Genomic DNA, 18,763 nt, shown 5'->3' with positions numbered 1-18,763 from the left:
GTTTCCCGGTCTGCTAACCTGCGTGCAGCTGCCACCCTCTTCGTTTAGCAGCAGGAGGGTTGGCACACCATCAGGAACCTAAGATATGTTCAAGGTCACACCCAATCCCCCGGATGCCGATCCAACCTCCCCATACGAACCCGACTCAAACAAACTCAACGAAGCCGCCGAACGCGCCCTCGACTACCACTTCCCTTCGACTGCCGACATCAAAGCCACCCCGCGTACACCCAGCAATCTGTTTACCGTGAACCCGGAGTCCACGATCGAAACGCTGATGGTGTACTTGGTCGAGACCCTGGCCTCGGTCGACGTGATGGTGCATCAGTTGGTGGACCTTCTGGACGGCGGTTCGCGCAATGCGCTGCTGGGGATTTCCAACAGTGTGATGCTGGCGGAGATCACGGCCAATCGGGTACTGGATCAGATTGATCCGGCTGAGTAAAAAAACAGGGACATCCTTTGGCCTTGAGGTGGGCGATGGATGTCCCTTTTTCACATATTTAGGCTGGCCGGCCAGCCAGCTGTAGGAATTGGTTTCGTTTATTGGCGGAATTTTCCTAATCACTCTTGATGGCCGATCCATCGACATTGCCCCTCAACGCTCGCAGACGTTTCATTCCTTGTCGCCCCGACATTCACCCGGCACACCGCGTTTGCCAAGGTGAAAGAAAAGGCTCAACTCAAAACCGACAAGGATAAGGATCTGCAAATGAATGCGCCTCTGCACACCTCGTACACCAACGAACTATCGCCCGAAGTTCTCAGCAGGCTGGACATTTCGCCGTTCACCGAGGAGGAACTCGCGCAATTTAGCGAAGAAGCCCGGGCGGTCATTCTTCTGCAGCGTGCATACGTTGAAACGTATCGCCCTTGCGCCATCTATCGATTCGCAACCGAAGGTAGCCAGACCCGTGATGGCGGGGTGATCCAGCAGGGGACGTCGCCGATGGAAATGACTTTGGATTGCGGTCGGACGGTACGTGCGGCACAGAAAGGTGATCTCGTCACATATGCCGACGGCAGTACGGCTCAGATTGTAACCACTGCCGGGGAGGGGAACAGTTATTTGGCACTGGTTGGCAGCCGTCTCAGCAATGGCGACGAAATCATCAATACGCCGCAAGGCATTGGCTTGTTCGTCGTACGCGAAGGTGACTCGATGTCAGACGATTTTCTGTCCTCTACCGAGGGGGAAGAAATCTCATGACCAAAGGCTATTTCATTGGCAAGGATGACGAGACTGCCTGCGGTGGCAAAGTCCTGGATGGTGATATTCACGCCACAATGCATGGCGTCGCCCGTGCCCATGAGGGTGATCGAGTCACCTGTGGCAAGGATGGTAAGACTTACACGATCGTTGGTGGCATTCCGTACATGACCAGTAACGGTAAGGCCGTGGCTGGCACGTTGGATAGCCGTAGCGGTTGTCCCTGTAAAGCTGAACTGATTCCGTCGGTATTTTCGGCCGGTTACCATACTGAGATGTCTGCACCGCCAGTGGCAAGGCGAACCGCTCCACCGGCAGAGCCTGCGGTCAGCAGCCGCTCGGTGGCGCCGGGGCAATCCGGTTTCGTCCCGACTGGGCCAACGGCACCACCGGTGTTTGGCAGCGCCCTTGCTGAAGAACCCGGTTTCTATGTCGTACCAAAAAGCATGACCCGCGAAGCATTGGAAGCTTCGCTGTTTGGCATGCCTGATCCGGCAATAATGCGTAAATTTCAGGCGCTGAATCCAGATCTCGGAGACGTCAAAGCGAGCTCGATGATCGTGCTGGGCGACCCGAACAACAGCTCCTGTACCTATCAGGAAGCGCAGCTGATGCAGGCCGCGCAACACGTCAAAGCAGCTCTCGATCCCCTGACGCCGGACGAGGCGGACTTCATGTTCCGTCATGCGGCGGAAATTGCCAGCTTCACCGGGCAGACCTCAACCTGGCTCGGTGTCAGCGCGGCGATGATGGAGCAACATCTGAACCGAATGCGCGACACGCTGCTCGCCATGGAACGCCTGCATCAGGACAGCTATCGCCAGTACGGACACCTTCGATCCCCCCTGTTCATTGCCGAGCGTGGGCGCCTGCTGAACCAACTCGATGCCCAATTGTTGACCTCCACCCGCCTGCGCAGCCACACGACCTTGGGCGATCATCCGAAGCTTAAAACCGCTCTGGGCATTTCCAGCCGCAGCCTGGTGCATCGCTGGGACAAAGCCGGTGGGCCGGGGCAGATACCGGGTTATGCGACGCATGTGAATGCCACTAGTCGCGCGGCCAAATACATGCAGACCGGTGGCTACATCGGGATCGGGCTGGGTGCGGTTTCTTCGTTGCTGGCTATTCAGGAGGTTTGTAGCGGTGGGTCTGAAGCTGCTTGCGAGAAGGTCTGGTTTACCGAGGGTGGGAAGTTTGCCGGGTCTACCGTGGGTGGCTCCGCTGGTGCAGCGTTAGGCCGTGAGATCAGTAGAACCGCCTGCGCGGCACTTAAGCGCACGCCAGTTGGCGGGGTTATCTGTGTTCTGATCGGGACAGGGGGTGGTGCATGGACAGGTGCGACTGTCGGTGGGGACGGCGGTGAATTCATGGGAGAAGTTTTGTACGAATCGACACTGCCATGATAGGCGAAGACTTTTGGTCGTCCTGGTCGGCTTTTTGGTTGGTAGGCAGCACATTCGTGATGGATATTCTGAGCCTTGGATTCACTTTTTATCTGAGCCGGCGTTATCTGGATGCAATGATAGAGGCCTTGCCTAACAGTCGATACCTCTACCTCTGGGCGCCGTTCTTGCGAAGACCGGGATGGTTTGAACGATTCTGGCTTATGAATAGCATCGCAGCGATGGTGGTATGGGCTCCGATACATATTCGTGCCGGTGATATCGACCCTGTCGATATCCAGAACTTTCCTGCGTGTCTCAAGCGATTGGTGCTTATTGATACAGTGCTGCTGTATGGCGCTGGGATCTGGATGCTTGTTGTCTACGCGCTGAGGAAGCTCGAGTGATTGTTTGGGTAGTGTAGTTGTGCACTACAAAAACGGGCGCCATCGAGGCGCCCGTTTTGATTTACCCATCAAACCTGCCCAGTTTTTTCCTACCCCAAAGCCACAAAAAACCTGCTTTCTCCCTTTCCTGTGCATGAACAGAATACAAATCCACCTGCACAGCAAACCCAAGGAGTGAGCCATGACGTTCTCAATTATCGGGCGTTGCCCTGAAACCGGGCAGCTCGGTATTGCCATCAGTTCTTCAAGCATTGCGGTAGGCGCGCGTTGCCCTTGGGTGCGGGCGGGGGTCGGGGCTGTCTCTACGCAGAACATTACGCTGCCGGCGTTGGGGCCGCAGATACTGGATCTGCTGGAGCATCAGCATCTGGAGGCCGACGCGGCGCTGGACAAGGCGCTCAATTCCAATGGGTGGAGTCAGTACCGGCAGGTCACGGTGATCGATGCGTCAGGCCGGATTGCCTGCTTCAGCGGCAAGGAGTCGTTGGGCGTGCATAACGCGGTGAAAGGCGAGCAGTGTGTCGCGGCCGGTAATCTGCTCAGCGATGTGCGGGTCATCGAAGCCATGGTCGCGGCGTTCGAGGCCGAGCCTGGTCAGTTGGCCGATCGCTTGCTGGCGGCGATGCAGGCGGCCATGGCCGCCGGTGGTGAGGCGGGACCGGTTCACTCCGCAGCGCTCAAGGTAGTGGGCGATTACACCTGGCCCATCATCGACTTGCGGGTCGACTGGGCCGAGGAAGACCCAATCGGACAGCTTGCCGGGCTCTGGCAGGCGTATCGGCCACAGATGCAGGACTACCTGACCCGCGCGCTCAACCCGACGGCTGCGCCGAGCTATGGAGTGCCTGGGGATGAGTAATGCTTCCAGTCGCGATCTTCTGGAACGTCTGGTTGGCTTCGTCACCGTGAGCAGGGACTCCAACCTCGAATTGATCCGCTTCATCGAGGCGTATCTGGCCGGGCATGGCGTTCAGAGTGAACTCTTCTATAACGAAGAAGGCACCAAGGCCAATTTGTTCGCGACCATTGGCCCGCTGAAGTCCGGCGGGGTAGTGCTCTCCGGTCACACCGATGTGGTGCCGGTTGAGGGGCAGGCCTGGACGGTTGATCCGTTCCATCTGACGGAAAAGGATGGGCGTCTCTACGGTCGCGGCACGGCAGACATGAAAGGGTTTATCGCCTCGGTGCTTGCCGCGGTGCCCGACTTTGTACAGCGTCCTCTTCTTGCTCCAGTGCATCTGGCGTTTTCTTACGATGAAGAAGTGGGATGCCTGGGTGTCAGGCCAATGCTCGCCGAGTTGCAGAAGCGGCCGCACAAACCCGCTCTGTGTTTGATCGGTGAGCCGACCGAGCTCAAGCCTGTGCTGGGTCACAAGGGCAAATTGGCGATGCGCTGCGAAGTGCGCGGTGCGGCTTGCCATTCCGCCTATGCGCCTTATGGCGTCAATGCGATCGAATACGCCGCGCAGCTGATTGGTCGGCTGGGCGCAATCGGTGCCGAGCTTGCGCATCCCGATCACCATGACGAGCGCTTTGATCCGCCGTATTCGACAGTGCAAACGGGTGTGATCAAAGGTGGCCGGGCACTGAACATTGTTCCGGCTGAATGCGAATTCGATTTTGAGGTCAGGGCGCTGCCTGACTTCGATGCTCAGGAGGTGGCGAACCAATTGCAGGCATACGCCGAGGAACAGGTTTTGCCAAAGATGCGGGCGGTACAAGCGGATACGGATATCCGTCTACGCCCGCTGAGTGCTTATCCCGGATTGGCAACTTCGCCCGAGAGTGAGGCGGCGCGGCTGCTTGCGCTCTTGAGCAACTCTTCAGCGTTTGGAACAGTAGCGTTCGGCACCGAGGGAGGGCTGTTTGACCAGGCCGGCATACCCACGGTTGTCTGTGGCCCTGGCAGCATGGATCAAGGGCACAAGCCCGACGAGTTCATCGCGCTGGAACAGTTGAACGGTTGTGATGCGATGCTGATTCGATTGGCTGACTACCTGTGTGCCGCTGTCATTTAAGGGTTCCCCGAACCCTGTGGGAGCGAGCCTGCTCGCGAAAGCGGAGTGGCAGGTACATTGATGTTGGGTGTGCCGACGACTTCGCGAGCAGGCTCGCTCCCACAAGGAGAGTCGCTGCCTGATTTTCGGTGGCAGGATCAGGGTTGGTTTTGCTGAGCAACCTTCTGGCTCAACTGCTCGCGGCAAAAGTCCACGAACAATTGCGCAGGCTTGGTCAGTTGATTGCGTTTCAGGCGTGCACAAGCCAGTCCGGAGGTTGAGACCGGTTCCTTGATATCGACCGTCACCACCTTTTTCCCATCGTAAGTGCATTCCGAATGCGGGCGGGTCACCAGGATGGAGAACCCGAACCCCTGACCGACCATGCCGCGCACCATCTCGATCGAAGGCGAGCTGAACACGATGTTCGGCGTCAGTTCCAGTTCGTGGAACAGGCTGACAAAGTAGGTTCGGCTCGGCTGCACATCGAGCAGAATCATTGGCTCCCCGCACAGATCCCTCAGCGATACCTCCTTCTGATCAGCAAAACGATGCCCTTCAGGCAGCAGGACGTAGGGTTTCTGCGGTGGCATCAGCGGCGTGGTTTCTATGGTGCTGTCGAGCCCGTGATCGTAGAGGAAGGCGACGTCGAAAGTGCCTGCGGTCAAACCTTGGACCAGCTCCTGCTGCTCGCCGTCGCGTATACGAATGTCCACGCCTGGATACAGCTTGCGAAAGTCAGCAATGAGCTGTGGCAAGTACAACGGGGCTACCGTCTCGAAGCACCCGATGTCGATCTGCCCGGACACCGTATCGTTATCGGCCAACGCATTCTGTTCAAACTCCCTGGCCATGCGCAGCAGCTCTTGCGCCTTGTGATAGAAACGCGTGCCGGTGGGTGTCAGGGAAACGCCTTGGGCGTGGTGGCGGATGAACAGCTGGACATTGAACGACTCCTCCAGGCTTTTGATCGCCGTTGAAACCGATGGCTGCGCGATATAGAGCTGTCTCGAAGCTTGCGCCACGCTGCCGGCTTCTACCGTGGTGACGAAGTACTTGAGTTGTCGCAAGGTATAGGAAGCCACACGCACCTCTTTTTGCTCTGCTTGCGGTGAGAGCCGGGATGGCTCCTGTCGCACGAATGCTTGACTGAACCTTACCCTATGACGGTTCCGGGCTGGTCCAGCGCTTGCCCAGTTTTTTCTTATACCCGGAGCATATTTTTAATAATTTTCCTCTGGGCACGGTTGACGCACTATCTCTCCAACCACTGATATCTACCCCGACTGCCCTGGCGGTCGTAAAGGGAGCGTAGCGTGTTTGACCTCGACTATTGGCAGCAAAGAGCTGCCCGGCAAACCTTCTCAGACAAAGCCTTGATCGATGGCCGGCAGGTATCGGCCTCTTCAGGCGCAACATTCGACGCCATCAACCCTGCGACCAACCAGTTGCTGGCCCGTGTCGCGGCCTGTGGCGAAGTGGAAGTGGAGCTGGCGGTTCGCAGTGCGCGCCGGGCCTTCAACGAAGGGCCTTGGGCACGCATGGCGCCGGTCGAGCGCAAGCGGGTGATGCTGCGTCTGTCTGAACTTGTTCTTGCGCACCGTGAAGAACTGGCGCTGCTGGATTCGCTCAACATGGGCAAACCGGTCATGGATGCCTACAACATCGATGTCCCGGGCGCCGCCCATGTATTGGCCTGGTATGGCGAGTCGCTGGACAAGCTGTACGACCAGGTCGCGCCCACCGCCTCATCGGCGTTGGCGACCATCACCCGTGAAGCACTGGGTGTCGTTGCGGCTGTCGTACCGTGGAATTTCCCGCTCGACATGGCAGCCTGGAAGCTGGCGCCGGCCTTGGCTGCCGGCAATAGCGTGGTACTCAAGCCTGCCGAGCAATCACCGTTCTCGGCATTGCGTCTGGCGGAGTTGGCCCTGGAAGCCGGTTTGCCGCCAGGCGTCCTGAATGTGCTGCCCGGGCTGGGTGAGTCCGCCGGCAAGGCGCTGGGCCTGCACCCTGATGTCGATTGCCTGGTGTTTACCGGCTCGACCCAGGTGGGCAAATACTTCATGCAGTACTCGGCGCAATCGAACCTCAAGCAGGTCTGGCTCGAGTGTGGCGGCAAGAGCCCGAGCCTGGTGTTCGACGACTGCCAGGATCTGGACCTGGCGGCGCAGAAAGCTGCATTCGGTATCTTCTTCAACCAGGGAGAAGTCTGCTCGGCCAACTCTCGCCTCTATGTGCAGCGTTCGATCAAGGATGAGTTTATCGAGCGGCTTCTGGAAAAAGCCAAAGCGTGGATGCCTGGCGATCCACTGGACCCTGCAAGCCCGGCGGGCGCCATCGTTGATGCGGCGCAGACCTCGCGTGTGATGAGCTTTATCGAGCGTGCCAGGGAAGACGGGGCAAGGCTGCTGACTGGCGGTCGTCGCTTGAGCTTCAATGGCTCCGACAATTTCATCGAACCGACGATTTTTTCCGACGTCCCCCACGATTCTCACCTGTCACGTGAAGAGGTGTTCGGTCCGGTGCTGGCGATTTCCACCTTCGACACCGAAGAGCAAGCGGTGCAACTGGCCAACGACAGCATTTATGGGTTGGCGGCCTCTGTGTGGAGTGATGACCTGAATCGCGCGCATCGCGTCGCTCGCGCTCTGAAGGCGGGTACTGTGTCGGTCAATACCGTGGATGCCCTGGATGTGACCGTGCCGTTCGGGGGTGGTAAGCAGTCGGGTTTCGGCCGTGACCTGTCGCTGCACTCGTTCGATAAATATACCCAGCTGAAAACAACCTGGTTTCAATTGCGTTGAGCTGACTTGGTAGTTTGATTACGAATTAACAATAAAAAGATGTCCTCGCGCGGCTGGTTATGCGCGTGTTTACGGCCGCGTGGTCGTGACTGCCTCAGTAACTAATCACAATTAAAAAGTGAGGGAGCTTTTATGTTCAGATATTCGTCTTCGAGCGTTACCGCGGTTGCGGGTTTAACCGCATTACTGACATTCACCGTGCCACTCGCCGCACATTCGGAAAGTCTTACGGTTATTTCGTTTGGTGGTGCGACAAAGGCCGCGCAAGAGGGTGCTTACTTCAAACCCTTTGAAAAAAGTGGTGCTGGCAAAGTTGTAGTCGGCGAGTACAGCGGCGAACTTTCCAAAGTGAAGGCCATGGTGGATGTGGGCCAGGTCAGTTGGGACGTTGTCGAAGTTGAAAGCCCTGAGTTGTTGCGCGGTTGCGAAGAGGGTTTGTTCGAGCGGCTGGACCCGGGACTGATCGGCGAAGCGGGCAACTACTTGCCTGGCGCGGTCAGTGAGTGCGGTGTGGCCAGTTACGTCTGGTCGATGGTGCTCGCCTACAACTCAGGCAAGGTTGCCGCGACGCCGACCTCCTGGGCAGACATGTGGAATCTGCAGCAGTTTCCAGGCAAGCGCGGTCTGCGCAAGGGCGCCAAATACACACTGGAAGTGGCGTTGCTCGCCGATGGCGTCAAGCAGGCTGACCTCTACAAAGTGCTGGGGACCAAGGAAGGGGTGGATCGGGCGTTTCACAAGCTTGACCAGATCAAGCCTTCGATTCAGTGGTGGGAAGCCGGTGCCCAACCGCCTCAATGGCTAACGGCGGGCGACGTCGTCATGTCGGCCGCCTATAACGGCCGTATCGCAGTCGCACAAAAGGAAGGCTCGAAACTCGCCATTTCATGGAACGGCCACCTTTACGATCCTGATCACTGGGCCATCGTTCGCGGCAGCCCGAACAAGGCGCTTGCCGAGCGCTTCATCGTGTTCGCCAGCCAGGCGAGCGGCCAGAAGTCCTTCTCCACGCAGATTCCCTACGGCCCGATCCGCAAGGACGTGCTGGCGCAGTTGCCGGCCGACACGCTGTCCCAGCTGCCCACGGCCCAGGCCAATCTGGCTGAGGGGCAACTGGTGGATGCCACCTTCTGGGTCGATCACGGCGAAGAGCTGGAGGAACGCTTCAACGCCTGGGCGGCCCGCTAAGCCGTTCGGGTCGCCCATCGCGACTCCAGGACGAGTCGCGCCGGGCGAAACGTGAGGCTGCCGGGAAACCGGGGCCTCGCTCATTCATCCCTGCCTCCCGCGTGGAGGCGATCAACAACAAAAACACGGGGAGATTGTCATGAGTTCAAACACATCCGCCGCCATCCTTGGCAATTCCGGCGGATTGCGTCGTGTCCTGGGGCTGGGCTCCTTGCTGGCTGTTGCGATCGGCGTCGTGGTGTCCCAGGGCGTCATGGTGCTGATGCTGCAAGGTGCGGGCATCGCCGGTTTTGGCTTCATCATTCCGCTGGCCATCGCCTATGTGCTGGCAATTACCTATGCCTGGTCGTTTTCCGAGCTGGCCTTGATGATTCCCAGGGCGGGCAGCCTCAGTAGTTACACGGAAGTGGCGATCGGGCATTTTCCGGCGATCCTGGCGACTTTTTCGGGCTATATGGTGGTTGCCATGTTTGCGCTCTCCGCCGAACTGCTCCTGCTGGACCTGGTGATCAGCAAGGTGTATCCCGGTGTCCTTGCGCACATGCTGGTGGCCTATGGCGTGCTGGGGCTGTTCACTGTGCTGAACCTGTTCGGCATCGATGTGTTCGCCAAGCTGCAGAACGTCCTGGCGCTGGTCATGGTCGTGGTCCTCGTCGCCATGGGGCTTGCGTCATTGAGTAACGGCCAGGCCGATTTCCAGTTGCCGCTCGATCAGGGTTGGAACCCGTTGGAGTTCGGCGCCATCACCCTGGCTGCCATGGCCGTCTGGGGATTTGTCGGGGCCGAGTTTGTCTGCCCCTTGGTGGAAGAAACACGCAACCCTGAGCGCAACATTCCACGCGCCATGACCATCGGTTTGACCGTGATCTTCGGCGTGATCGCTCTGTATTGCCTGGGTGCATTGCTCTGTATCCCGCGTGAACAACTGGCCAGCGATACGCTGCCGCACTACCTGCTCGCGACCACCGTTTTCGGTGAGGCAGGCAAGCTGTTTCTGGTCATCGCGGCCATCACCGCGACTTGCAGTACGGTGAATTCGTCCCTGGCCGCCTTGCCGCGCATGCTCTACGGCATGGCGCAAAACGGCCAGGCCTTCCCGCAGTTCAAGCAACTCACAAAGCGCGGCCGTACACCTTGGGTGGCGGTGCTGTTCGTCGCCGCGATCACCGGCCTGCCGATCCTGATCCTGGGTCACGACTCTGCGGCGATCAGCCTGCTGCTGTTGGCTGCCGCCCTTGCCTGGCTGCTGGCCTACATCATTGTTCACATCGATGTGATCGCCTTGCGCCGGCGCTATCCCCATCTGGCACGTCCATTCCGTTCACCGTTTTATCCATGGCCACAAGTCGTCGGCATCGCCGGCATGCTGTTTGCCATCTATCACGTCTCTCCGGCACCGGAGATGACCGCGCGCATTTTTGGTTGTGCCGGTGTGGTGCTGGGCGTGATATCGGTGATTGCTGTGCTGTGGGTCAAATTCGTGATGCGCAAGCCGCTGTTTACCCCGGAACCCCTCATTCAACACACATCGCAGGGCAACGATGCGCCTGGTGTGGCACCGCTGACCACGGTGTCCGGCAACTGAACCTTTATTCATTGTGAGGAGAACAAGAGATGACAACAGACTACAAACCCCAGCGTGAAACCAGGGACTATCAAGCGAGCGACGCCGCACACCACATTCACGCATTCCTTGATCAGAAAGCGCTGAATGCCGAAGGCCCTCGCGTCATCGTCGGTGGCGAGCGTCTGCATCTGTGGGACAACGACGGCAATCGCTACCTCGATGGCATGTCGGGCTTGTGGTGCACCAACCTCGGTTATGGTCGCAAGGATCTGGCCGCCGCGGCGACTCGTCAGCTGGAGCAGTTGCCGTACTACAACATGTTCTTCCACACCACTCACCCGGCAGTGGTCGAGTTGTCGGAGCTGCTGTTCAGCCTGCTGCCCAAGCACTACAGCCACGCGATCTACACCAACTCCGGCTCGGAAGCCAACGAGGTATTGATTCGCACGGTGCGCCGCTACTGGCAGATTCTGGGCAAGCCGCAGAAGAAGGTCATGATCGGTCGCTGGAACGGTTATCACGGCTCCACCCTGGGCGCCAGCGCGCTGGGCGGCATGAAGTTCATGCACGAAATGGGCGGTGTGATTCCCGATGTCGCGCACATCGATGAACCCTACTGGTTCGCCCATGAGGGTGATCTGACCCCGGCGGAGTTCGGCCTGCGTGCAGCCCGGCAACTGGAAACGAAGATTCTCGAACTGGGCGCCGAGAACGTCGCTGCCTTTATCGCCGAACCCTTCCAGGGCGCTGGCGGCATGATTTTCCCGCCAGAAAGCTACTGGCCGGAAATTCAGCGCATCTGCCGCCAGTACGACGTTCTGCTGTGTGCTGACGAGGTGATTGGTGGCTTCGGGCGTACCGGTGAGTGGTTTGCCCACCAACACTTCGATTTCGAGCCGGACACCCTGTCCATCGCCAAGGGCCTGACCTCGGGCTACATCCCCATGGGCGGCCTGATTCTGAGCCGGCGCATGGCCGAGGTGCTGGTGGAGCAGGGCGGTGTGTTTGCCCACGGTCTGACTTACTCCGGTCACCCGGTGGCGGCCGCAGTGGCTATCGCCAACCTCACGGCGTTGCGCGATGAGGGTGTGGTCACCCAGGTGAAGAACGACACCGGCCCGTATCTGCAGCAGTGCCTGCGCGAAGTATTCGGCCACCACCCGTTGGTGGGGGAGATCCAGGGTGTCGGGTTGGTGGCGGCGTTGCAGTTTGCGCAAGACAAGGCGACGCGCAAGCGCTTTGCCAACGAAGGTGACATCGCCTGGCGCTGCCGCACGATCGGTTTTGAAGAGGGCGTGATCATCCGCTCGACGCTGGGCCGCATGATCATGGCGCCGGCCCTGATCGCGACGCGCGGTGAAATCGACGAACTTATCGCCAAGACCAGGATTGCTGTTGATAGAACGGCTCAAGAAATCGGCGTGCTTTAAACAAGTCACTGTGGGAGCGAGCCTGCTCGCGAATGCGGTTGATCATTCAACATTGATGTCGACTGATGCACCGCTTTCGCGAGCAGGCTCGCTCCCACAGGTTTGCGTTAATAACGATTAAATAGAACACATAAAGAGCTGGGTCGTTAGTTAGGTTTTTTCTGGCCAGCAACTATAAAAAACATAATTTCGCTATTTGCATTTACCTCACAGAATAAAACTACCCCGCAAACAAAGTAATAAGCGCGGAACTAACTCATTAAAACGGCTGATCTGTCGCGACTTGGCGCGCCATAGTCGCGCCTCACTGAAGGGCACAAGCATGACTGTTAATAAAATCGAAGTAGATACGCTTGTTGTCGGGGCCGGCCAGGCTGGCGTCGCCATGAGTGAGCACTTGAGCAAGCTCGGTGTTCCGCACCTCGTGCTGGAGCGTAATCGCATTGCTGAAGCGTGGCGCACCGGGCGTTGGGATTCGCTGGTTGCCAATGGTCCTGTCTGGCATGACCGCTTTCCCGGGTTGGCGTTCGAAGACCTTGAGCCCGATGCCTTTGCTTCAAAGGATCGCGTTGCCGCCTATTTCGAAGCTTATGCCGAGAAGTTCGAAGCGCCGATCCGTACCGGTGTCGAAGTCAAAAAAGTGGTGCGCAATGCCGATCGCCCCGGCTTCACCATCGAAACGTCCGAAGGCGTGATCGAGGCTAATCGTGTGGTGGCGGCGACGGGTCCTTTCCAGCGTCCGGTCATTCCACCGATTGCCCCGAAAGACGAGCGGATCACGCAAATTCATTCGGCCCAGTATTTCAATCCGCAGCAATTGCCCGAGGGCGGGGTTCTGGTGGTGGGAGCAGGCTCTTCCGGGGTACAGATCGCTGATGAACTACAGCGTGCCGGTAAACAGGTCTATCTGTCTGTCGGTCAGCATGACCGTCCGCCTCGCGCCTATCGTAACCGTGACTTCTGCTGGTGGCTGGGGGTTCTGGGACTCTGGGATGCCGAGGTCATGCAGCCAGGCCGTGAGCACGTGACCATCGCGGTCAGCGGTGCGCGTGGCGGGCAGACTGTTGATTTCCGTGCGCTCGCCAGGCAGGGCGTCACGCTGGTGGGTCTGACCCAATCCTTCAACGACGGCGTGGTGACGTTCCAGCAGGATCTGGCGCGAAACGTCGCTGCCGGAGACGAGAACTACCTGTCGCTGCTGGATGCGGCGGATGCCTACGTAGCGCGAAATGGCCTTGATCTGCCGGAAGAGCCCGAAGCCCGCTTCATGCTGCCCGACCCGGATTGCATCACCCACCCGATCCTTGAGCTGGATTTGGCCGAGGCGGGAATCACCTCGATCATTTGGGCCACCGGCTACGCGGTCGATTACAGCTGGCTGCAGGTCGACGCGTTCGACGAAAAGGGCAAGCCACGTCATCAGCGCGGTGTCTCGAGTGAGCCTGGTGTTTATTTCGTGGGGCTGCCGTGGCTGTCCCGTCGCGGTTCGAGCTTTATCTGGGGCGTTTGGCACGACGCCAAACATGTCGCGGGCCACATTGCCACTCAGCGCCAGTACCTGGAATACCGGGATCCGTCGCAGCGTTAAGAATCGATCATCAATCAAGCTTCAGGGGAGCCAGCAGATGCCTACTCACACTCGAATTCGCATGTTCAATACCAAAGACACCTATCCCAACCAGTCTCTGGACAATGATCTTTGCCAAGCCGTACGGGCGGGCAACACGGTGTATGTCAGGGGCCAGATCGGCACCGATTTCGAAGGTAACCTGGTGGGTCTTGGCGACCCGGGTGCCCAGGCCGAACAGGCGATGAAGAACGTCAAGCAATTGCTGGAAGAGGCGGGCAGCGATCTTTCCCATATCGTCAAAACCACGACCTACATCATTGACCCGCGTTACCGGGAGCCGGTTTATCAAGTCGTGGGCAAGTGGCTCAAAGGCGTTTTCCCGATCTCGACGGGGCTGGTGATTTCCGGGCTTGGGCAACCTCAGTGGTTGATGGAAATCGACGTGATTGCTGTCATCCCGGATGACTGGCAGGCGAACTAAGTATTGAACCCGACGCTCCCACAGGTTATGCACCTTGCGGGGAGCAGGCGTTATGGCGTGGCGGGCAGGAGGAACCGTGCAATCACCGGCAAATGATCGGAAATACGCAACGTATCGTCCTGCCTGACCATCGCCTCAACACGTTTGATGCGGGGGCTGTAAAACAGGTAATCGACGGTGCGGTCCGGGCCGTTCAGGCCCGGGTCGTTGGGGTAGTGGGTCAGCCAGCGGGCGCGGTCGATGCCGCTGGCTTCATTGTTGGTGGGGATCATCGGGTATTTGTCCCACAGGGCGTGCAAGGCGCTGTCGGCGGTGTAGGGCGTGCGTTGCTCACTGGGCAGGCGCTGGTATTGTCCCAGCGGCAGCAAATTGAAATCGCCGCCGATCAGCCAGGGCGTACCGCGGCTTTCGAACTTGTCGAGGACTTTGGCCACGGCGGAAATCTGCGTTTGCAGTGTTTGGTCCGGTTGCGTCACGCGGTCCAGGTGGGTGTTGAGCACGGCCAGCTGACCGCCGTCGCTCAACGGCAGGTAGGCGACCAGCAAGGCGTTTTTCGGTTGAAACTGGCGTTTGATCAGATTGGTCGGGGCGACCGGTAATTGCAGGCGCTGGGCATGATCAATCTGATAACGGCTCAAGGTCGCCAGTTGTCGGCCGACGCTGCCGAAGATATGCGGATCGGGGACGAAGTCAGCCTTCCAGTCGAAGGCGTGGACACTGCAGGGATACAGATCGGCGACCCGTTCCAGCAGCAGTTTGAGCTGGTTCTGGTAATCGCTGGCCTTGGCGCCGTCATCGAGTTCCTGCAACAGCACCACATCCGGTTGTTCGTCGCGAATCACCCGTGCCACTTCATCCAGGCTGAAGGCCATGTCTTCGGGGGTAGGGGCGTCGTCGGCGCCGGCGGCCAGGTCATTCCAGAACACGTAACGCTTGCCCGCCAGGTACTGGACGTTCCAGGTCATCACCTTCAGCGCCTGGCCGGGCGCCAGGGACGGTGCCCGGGTACTGCAGCTGACCGGCAGCACTTCCCTGGCTTCGGGGCGCCAGGTCAGGCTGTAGATCATCACGCCGGCCAGACCGGTGACAATCAGCAATCCCAGCAAGGTGTAGCGCAGTAGTCGGGTCATGGCTCGGCTTTTAGCGTTACGGAAATTGACCCCGAGCATACCCGACTGACGGTCGGTCGCCCAAGGTCAGAGTGGCCCGTCGATTTTTTCCGGCACTTCGCTGATCAGCATGAACAGGCGGAAGATGACCACGCTGGTGAACAATTGCAGGAAGCTGTGGGCGCTGTCGATCAGCAGTGAGATCACCGGGTTCTGCGGCTCGGGATATGCCGCCAGCGTCGCGCCCTTGAGCAGCCACAACGGCGCCATCACGCACAGAATGCACACCAGAATGCGCATGAAATGGCCGCGGGTCAGGCGCAGGCTTTCCTTCATCGCCGCCAGCGGCGCCAAGCCACGCAACACCAGCAGGTACTCGCCGAACGCCAGGGTCACCATCAGCCAGATGCCCGGCAGGAAGTACAGCGACAGACCCAGAAGAATCAGTAGGGTGTTGAGGGCGGTCAGCAGGGCGAATCGTGGCCACAGGTAGGCGGATCGCGACAGCAGCTCGCGGTTACTTGGCGATTCGCCACGGCTGCGGGCATCGAGAAACAGGATCAGCGCGGCGGTGTACAGCGGATAAACCAGCAGGCCGACCATCACACTGACGCCGGGGAAACTGTCCGGCTCGGTGGAGCGGTCGACCACTTGTTGCAACAGGGCTTCGACGATCACCAGCGGCAGGCACAGCCGCACGATCTGGCCCAGATTGCGCTTGAAGAAATACAGGGAGTCACGCAGTACATCGAACGGATTCATCAGTCGGTATCGCAGGTTGAAAGCAGTGGCTCACTTTAACCGATGAAGTGGAGGAGGGCGCAAACGTAAACGTTCGGTAAAGGTTATTGAAACAACTTGTTTCAGTCTCCATTAAGGTCGAGCACCTTATCCTGAGTGGGAAAGGTCAACGATTTCCCCGGCAATCTACGAGGTCGCCATGAACAACGAAGAACAAACCCTTATCGATGGACTGTTTTCCCGGCTGCAACAGGCCGAATCGGACTCAGCCCCGCGCGATGCCCAGGCCGAGGCGCGGATCAAGGAACATCTGACTCGCCAGCCCGCGGCAGGTTATTTCATGACCCAGGCGATCCTGGTGCAAGAGGCGGCGATCAAAAGCCTCGATGAACAGAACAGACAACTCACCGCGCAGATCCAGCAATTGCAGGCTGACCTGCAACAGGCGAAGGCGCAGACAGCGACTGCGGCGCCGAGCAGCGGTGGTTTTCTGTCGAGCATTTTCGGAAGTGGCACCCGTGATCCGCAGCCTGCGCCAAACCCAAGTGCGCCCGTGTCGAGCGGTGGCGGCTGGCGAGAGCCGGGGCGGTCCTCGTTCAATTCGCAACCGCCGCAGCAGAATTTCGGTGCCCCGGCGCAACCAAACGTTCCACCGCAGAACTATGCCCCACAACAAGCGGCACCGACCGGTAGCAGCTTCCTCGGCGGCGCACTGAAGACCGCGGCCGGTGTGGCGGGGGGCGTGATGCTGGCACAAGGCATCAGCAGCCTGTTCCATCACAATCAGCAACCGCAGGAAGTCGTCGAAGTCATCAAGGAAGAGCCGGCCCAGGTCAACGACCAAAGTAACAATGGCTGGGGCGACGATCAGCGCATGGCCGGTAACGATTCCTACGGCAATGATCAGGGCGGTTTTAACGACGCCGACTACAGCGATGACAGCTCATCGTTCTTGGGTGGCGACGACGATTCTTTCGTCTGATTCAAGCTGTCAGATCTAGCACCTGACCCTGTGGCGAGGACGCAAGCTCCCTCGCCACAGGCTGCCATTCGTCCGAGGCTGCCAGGTGCCTGCGGCCGATTTTTCGCGGAACTCTCCTTCGGACTGGCATACTGGACGACTTTCGGGCCAGGGGCCTGATCCTGCCTGTGCACCAAGGGGATGTTGCGGTGAAGAAAATCGCTGTGTTCGCCGATGTCCAGAACCTCTATTACACCGTGCGTCAGGCCTACGGTTGCCACTTCAACTATGCCGCGCTGTGGGCTGAAATCAGCAAGCAGGGGCAGATCGTCGAGGCCTATGCCTACGCCATCGATCGTGGTGACAGCAAACAGCAGCAGTTCCAGCAGATCCTGCGCAACCTCGGTTTCACCGTGAAGCTCAAGCCCTACATCCAACGCAGCGATGGCTCGGCCAAGGGCGACTGGGACGTGGGCATCACCCTCGACATCATGGATGCGGCGGCCCATGTCGACGAAGTGGTGTTGGCCTCGGGTGATGGAGATTTCGACATGCTGCTGGAACGCATCATCACCAAGCACGGCATTCAGGCGGTGGCCTATGGCGTGCCTGGCCTGACCGCCAACTCGCTGATCCGCGCCGCCAGCCGCTACGTGCCGATCGAAGGCGCCTTGCTGCTCAAGAATTGATTTTTACGGAGTTGAAACAGGTTTGGAACGCATTGCAGTCATCGACTTTGAAACCACCGGCATCTCCCCAAGCAGCAGCTGCCGGGCCACGGAAATTGCTGTGGTGATCCTTGAACAGGGGCGCATCGTCGAGCGTTATCAGAGCCTGATGAATGCCGGCGTGCGCGTCCCGGCCTTCATCGAACAACTCACCGGTATCAGTAACGCCATGCTGCGCACCGCGCCCTCGGCGGAGCAAGTGATGAACGAGGTCAACGAATTCGTCGGCACCACACCTTTGCTGGCGCATAACGCCGCCTTCGACCAGAAGTTCTGGGACTTCGAGCTGGGGCGGATCAAACGCACCCGCCTGCAGAATTTCGCCTGTTCGCTGCTACTGGCCCGTCGCCTGATGCCCGCCGCGCCGAACCACAAACTCGGGACCCTCACCACGTTCGCCAACCTGCCTCACACCGGCAAGGCCCACCGGGCGATGGCCGATGCGGAAATGGCCGCCAACCTGACGGCGCACCTGGCTGAAGAGTTGCGCCACAAGCATGGTTTGCGCGAGCTGTCCCATGATTTGCTGTGCAAGTTGCAGAAAGTGCCGGCGGCGAAGGTAGGCGAACATCTCAAGCGGTATCGCGGGTTCTGACAGCGATACAAATCCCCTGTGGGAGCGAGCAGGCTCGCTCCCACAGGGGATCATCGACAAAAATTAAATCGCCTTGCCATTCCCTTCCAGCTGGCCCAACGGCACGCGCTTTTCTATCGCACTCGACAACACAATCGACGTCTTGCTGAACCCGAATTGGGCAACCCGGTTGATCAACTCTTCCAGCTCCGGCATCGAGCCCACCGCCGCTTGCATGATCACGCACGGGTCGCCGGTCACCCGGTGGCATTCGGTGAGCTGTGGGATTTGGATCAGGTCGTCGTAGGCTTTCTGGTTGCCGTGCTGGTTCAGGCGCAGTTCGATGACGCACCGGATCGGCAGGCCGACCTTGGACATATCGACTTTCGCCTGGTAACCGGTGATCACGCCGCTGGCTTCGAGTTTGGCCACGCGCTCGGCCACGGCCGGGGCCGACAGGTTGACCTTGCGCGCCAGGTCGGCGTAGGACGCGCGACCGTTTTCCAGCAGGGCGCTGAGCAGCATGCGGTCGTACTTATCCATCGTGCTGACTCCTGAAAAATAACGGACTTTCGAAAACACGGTATATAGCCTTGAACTCCGTGTTT

19 protein-coding genes are annotated in these 18,763 nt (G+C 59.0%); 15 read left to right on the top strand and 4 right to left on the bottom strand.

Annotated elements, in window-relative coordinates:
* Nucleotides 1-85: 85 nt before the first annotated feature.
* From AC07ZE_RS26000 to argE, 6 genes are all read left to right on the top strand, one after another.
* Entirely contained in the window at nt 86-445 is a 360-nt protein-coding gene (locus tag AC07ZE_RS26000) for a DUF6124 family protein (protein WP_207267183.1), read from the top strand.
* A 267-nt stretch (nt 446-712) separates the two neighbouring features.
* The gene (locus AC07ZE_RS25995) at nt 713-1,210 is read left to right on the top strand and encodes a hypothetical protein (protein ID WP_137804356.1); all 498 of its coding nucleotides are present in this window, start codon (nt 713-715) and stop codon (nt 1,208-1,210) included.
* On the top strand, nt 1,207-2,616 hold the full coding sequence (locus AC07ZE_RS25990; protein WP_207267182.1) for a PAAR domain-containing protein: 1,410 nt from the start codon (nt 1,207-1,209) through the stop codon (nt 2,614-2,616). Before AC07ZE_RS25995 ends, AC07ZE_RS25990 begins: the two co-directional genes overlap by 4 nt.
* Nucleotides 2,613-3,002, top strand: a complete 390-nt coding sequence (locus tag AC07ZE_RS25985) for a hypothetical protein (protein ID WP_207267181.1) — start codon at nt 2,613-2,615, stop codon at nt 3,000-3,002. Before AC07ZE_RS25990 ends, AC07ZE_RS25985 begins: the two co-directional genes overlap by 4 nt.
* Before the next feature lie 181 nt (nt 3,003-3,183).
* Entirely contained in the window at nt 3,184-3,861 is a 678-nt protein-coding gene (locus AC07ZE_RS25980; RefSeq protein WP_207267180.1) for a DUF1028 domain-containing protein, read from the top strand.
* Nucleotides 3,854-5,020 carry an acetylornithine deacetylase gene (argE, locus tag AC07ZE_RS25975; RefSeq protein WP_207267179.1) on the top strand — a complete coding sequence of 389 codons (1,167 nt, stop codon included), beginning with the start codon at nt 3,854-3,856 and terminating at the stop codon, nt 5,018-5,020. The genes AC07ZE_RS25980 and argE overlap by 8 nt, the downstream gene beginning before the upstream one ends.
* Nucleotides 5,021-5,157: 137 nt before the next feature.
* On the opposite strand, the gene AC07ZE_RS25970 is transcribed toward argE, so the two are convergent.
* A complete protein-coding gene (locus AC07ZE_RS25970; RefSeq protein ID WP_207267178.1) occupies nt 5,158-6,084 on the bottom strand; it encodes a LysR family transcriptional regulator in 927 nt (308 codons plus the stop codon).
* Nucleotides 6,085-6,315: 231 nt separating this feature from the next.
* Here AC07ZE_RS25970 and AC07ZE_RS25965 point away from each other — a divergent pair, with 231 nt between their 5' ends.
* The 6 genes from AC07ZE_RS25965 to AC07ZE_RS25940 all read left to right on the top strand — a co-directional run bounded on the left by AC07ZE_RS25965 (nt 6,316) and on the right by AC07ZE_RS25940 (nt 14,042).
* The gene (locus tag AC07ZE_RS25965) at nt 6,316-7,806 is read left to right on the top strand and encodes an aldehyde dehydrogenase (protein WP_207267177.1); all 1,491 of its coding nucleotides are present in this window, start codon (nt 6,316-6,318) and stop codon (nt 7,804-7,806) included.
* A gap of 132 nt (nt 7,807-7,938) precedes the next feature.
* Nucleotides 7,939-8,994: an ABC transporter substrate-binding protein gene (locus AC07ZE_RS25960; protein WP_207267176.1), complete on the top strand. Its 1,056-nt coding sequence runs from the start codon at nt 7,939-7,941 to the stop codon at nt 8,992-8,994.
* A 139-nt stretch (nt 8,995-9,133) separates the two neighbouring features.
* Nucleotides 9,134-10,579, top strand: coding sequence for an APC family permease (locus tag AC07ZE_RS25955; protein WP_207267175.1), 1,446 nt, complete (start codon nt 9,134-9,136; stop codon nt 10,577-10,579).
* Between the two features lie 29 nt (nt 10,580-10,608).
* Complete coding sequence (locus AC07ZE_RS25950) at nt 10,609-11,991, top strand: aspartate aminotransferase family protein (RefSeq protein ID WP_207267174.1); 1,383 nt, start codon at nt 10,609-10,611, stop codon at nt 11,989-11,991.
* A 322-nt stretch (nt 11,992-12,313) separates the two neighbouring features.
* On the top strand, nt 12,314-13,579 hold the full coding sequence (locus AC07ZE_RS25945) for a flavin-containing monooxygenase (protein WP_207267173.1): 1,266 nt from the start codon (nt 12,314-12,316) through the stop codon (nt 13,577-13,579).
* A gap of 37 nt (nt 13,580-13,616) precedes the next feature.
* Nucleotides 13,617-14,042 carry a RidA family protein gene (locus tag AC07ZE_RS25940; protein WP_095196683.1) on the top strand — a complete coding sequence of 142 codons (426 nt, stop codon included), beginning with the start codon at nt 13,617-13,619 and terminating at the stop codon, nt 14,040-14,042.
* A 50-nt stretch (nt 14,043-14,092) separates the two neighbouring features.
* Here AC07ZE_RS25940 and AC07ZE_RS25935 read toward each other — a convergent pair whose 3' ends face one another.
* Nucleotides 14,093-15,172: an endonuclease/exonuclease/phosphatase family protein gene (locus AC07ZE_RS25935; RefSeq protein WP_207267172.1), complete on the bottom strand. Its 1,080-nt coding sequence runs from the start codon at nt 15,170-15,172 to the stop codon at nt 14,093-14,095.
* A 66-nt stretch (nt 15,173-15,238) separates the two neighbouring features.
* Entirely contained in the window at nt 15,239-15,913 is a 675-nt protein-coding gene (locus AC07ZE_RS25930) for a YciC family protein (RefSeq protein WP_207267171.1), read from the bottom strand.
* 178 nt (nt 15,914-16,091) lie between these two features.
* Between AC07ZE_RS25930 and AC07ZE_RS25925 the strand changes: the two genes are divergently transcribed.
* The 3 genes from AC07ZE_RS25925 to AC07ZE_RS25915 all read left to right on the top strand — a co-directional run bounded on the left by AC07ZE_RS25925 (nt 16,092) and on the right by AC07ZE_RS25915 (nt 18,176).
* On the top strand, nt 16,092-16,874 hold the full coding sequence (locus AC07ZE_RS25925) for a DUF2076 domain-containing protein (RefSeq protein WP_207267170.1): 783 nt from the start codon (nt 16,092-16,094) through the stop codon (nt 16,872-16,874).
* Between the two features lie 188 nt (nt 16,875-17,062).
* Nucleotides 17,063-17,542: an NYN domain-containing protein gene (locus tag AC07ZE_RS25920; RefSeq protein WP_207267169.1), complete on the top strand. Its 480-nt coding sequence runs from the start codon at nt 17,063-17,065 to the stop codon at nt 17,540-17,542.
* Between the two features lie 22 nt (nt 17,543-17,564).
* Nucleotides 17,565-18,176 (top strand): 3'-5' exonuclease, encoded by a 612-nt coding sequence (locus AC07ZE_RS25915; RefSeq protein WP_207267168.1) that lies wholly within the window; start codon nt 17,565-17,567, stop codon nt 18,174-18,176.
* 63 nt (nt 18,177-18,239) lie between these two features.
* Here the strand turns inward: AC07ZE_RS25915 and AC07ZE_RS25910 are convergent, their stop codons facing one another.
* Entirely contained in the window at nt 18,240-18,698 is a 459-nt protein-coding gene (locus tag AC07ZE_RS25910; protein WP_095196677.1) for an Lrp/AsnC family transcriptional regulator, read from the bottom strand.
* Nucleotides 18,699-18,763: the final 65 nt, after the last annotated feature.

Source organism: Pseudomonas sp. GW101-3H06, assembly GCF_059424605.1.
Note: the sequence above shows the minus strand (reverse complement) of the source record. Positions and strands in the feature narration are given on the sequence as shown.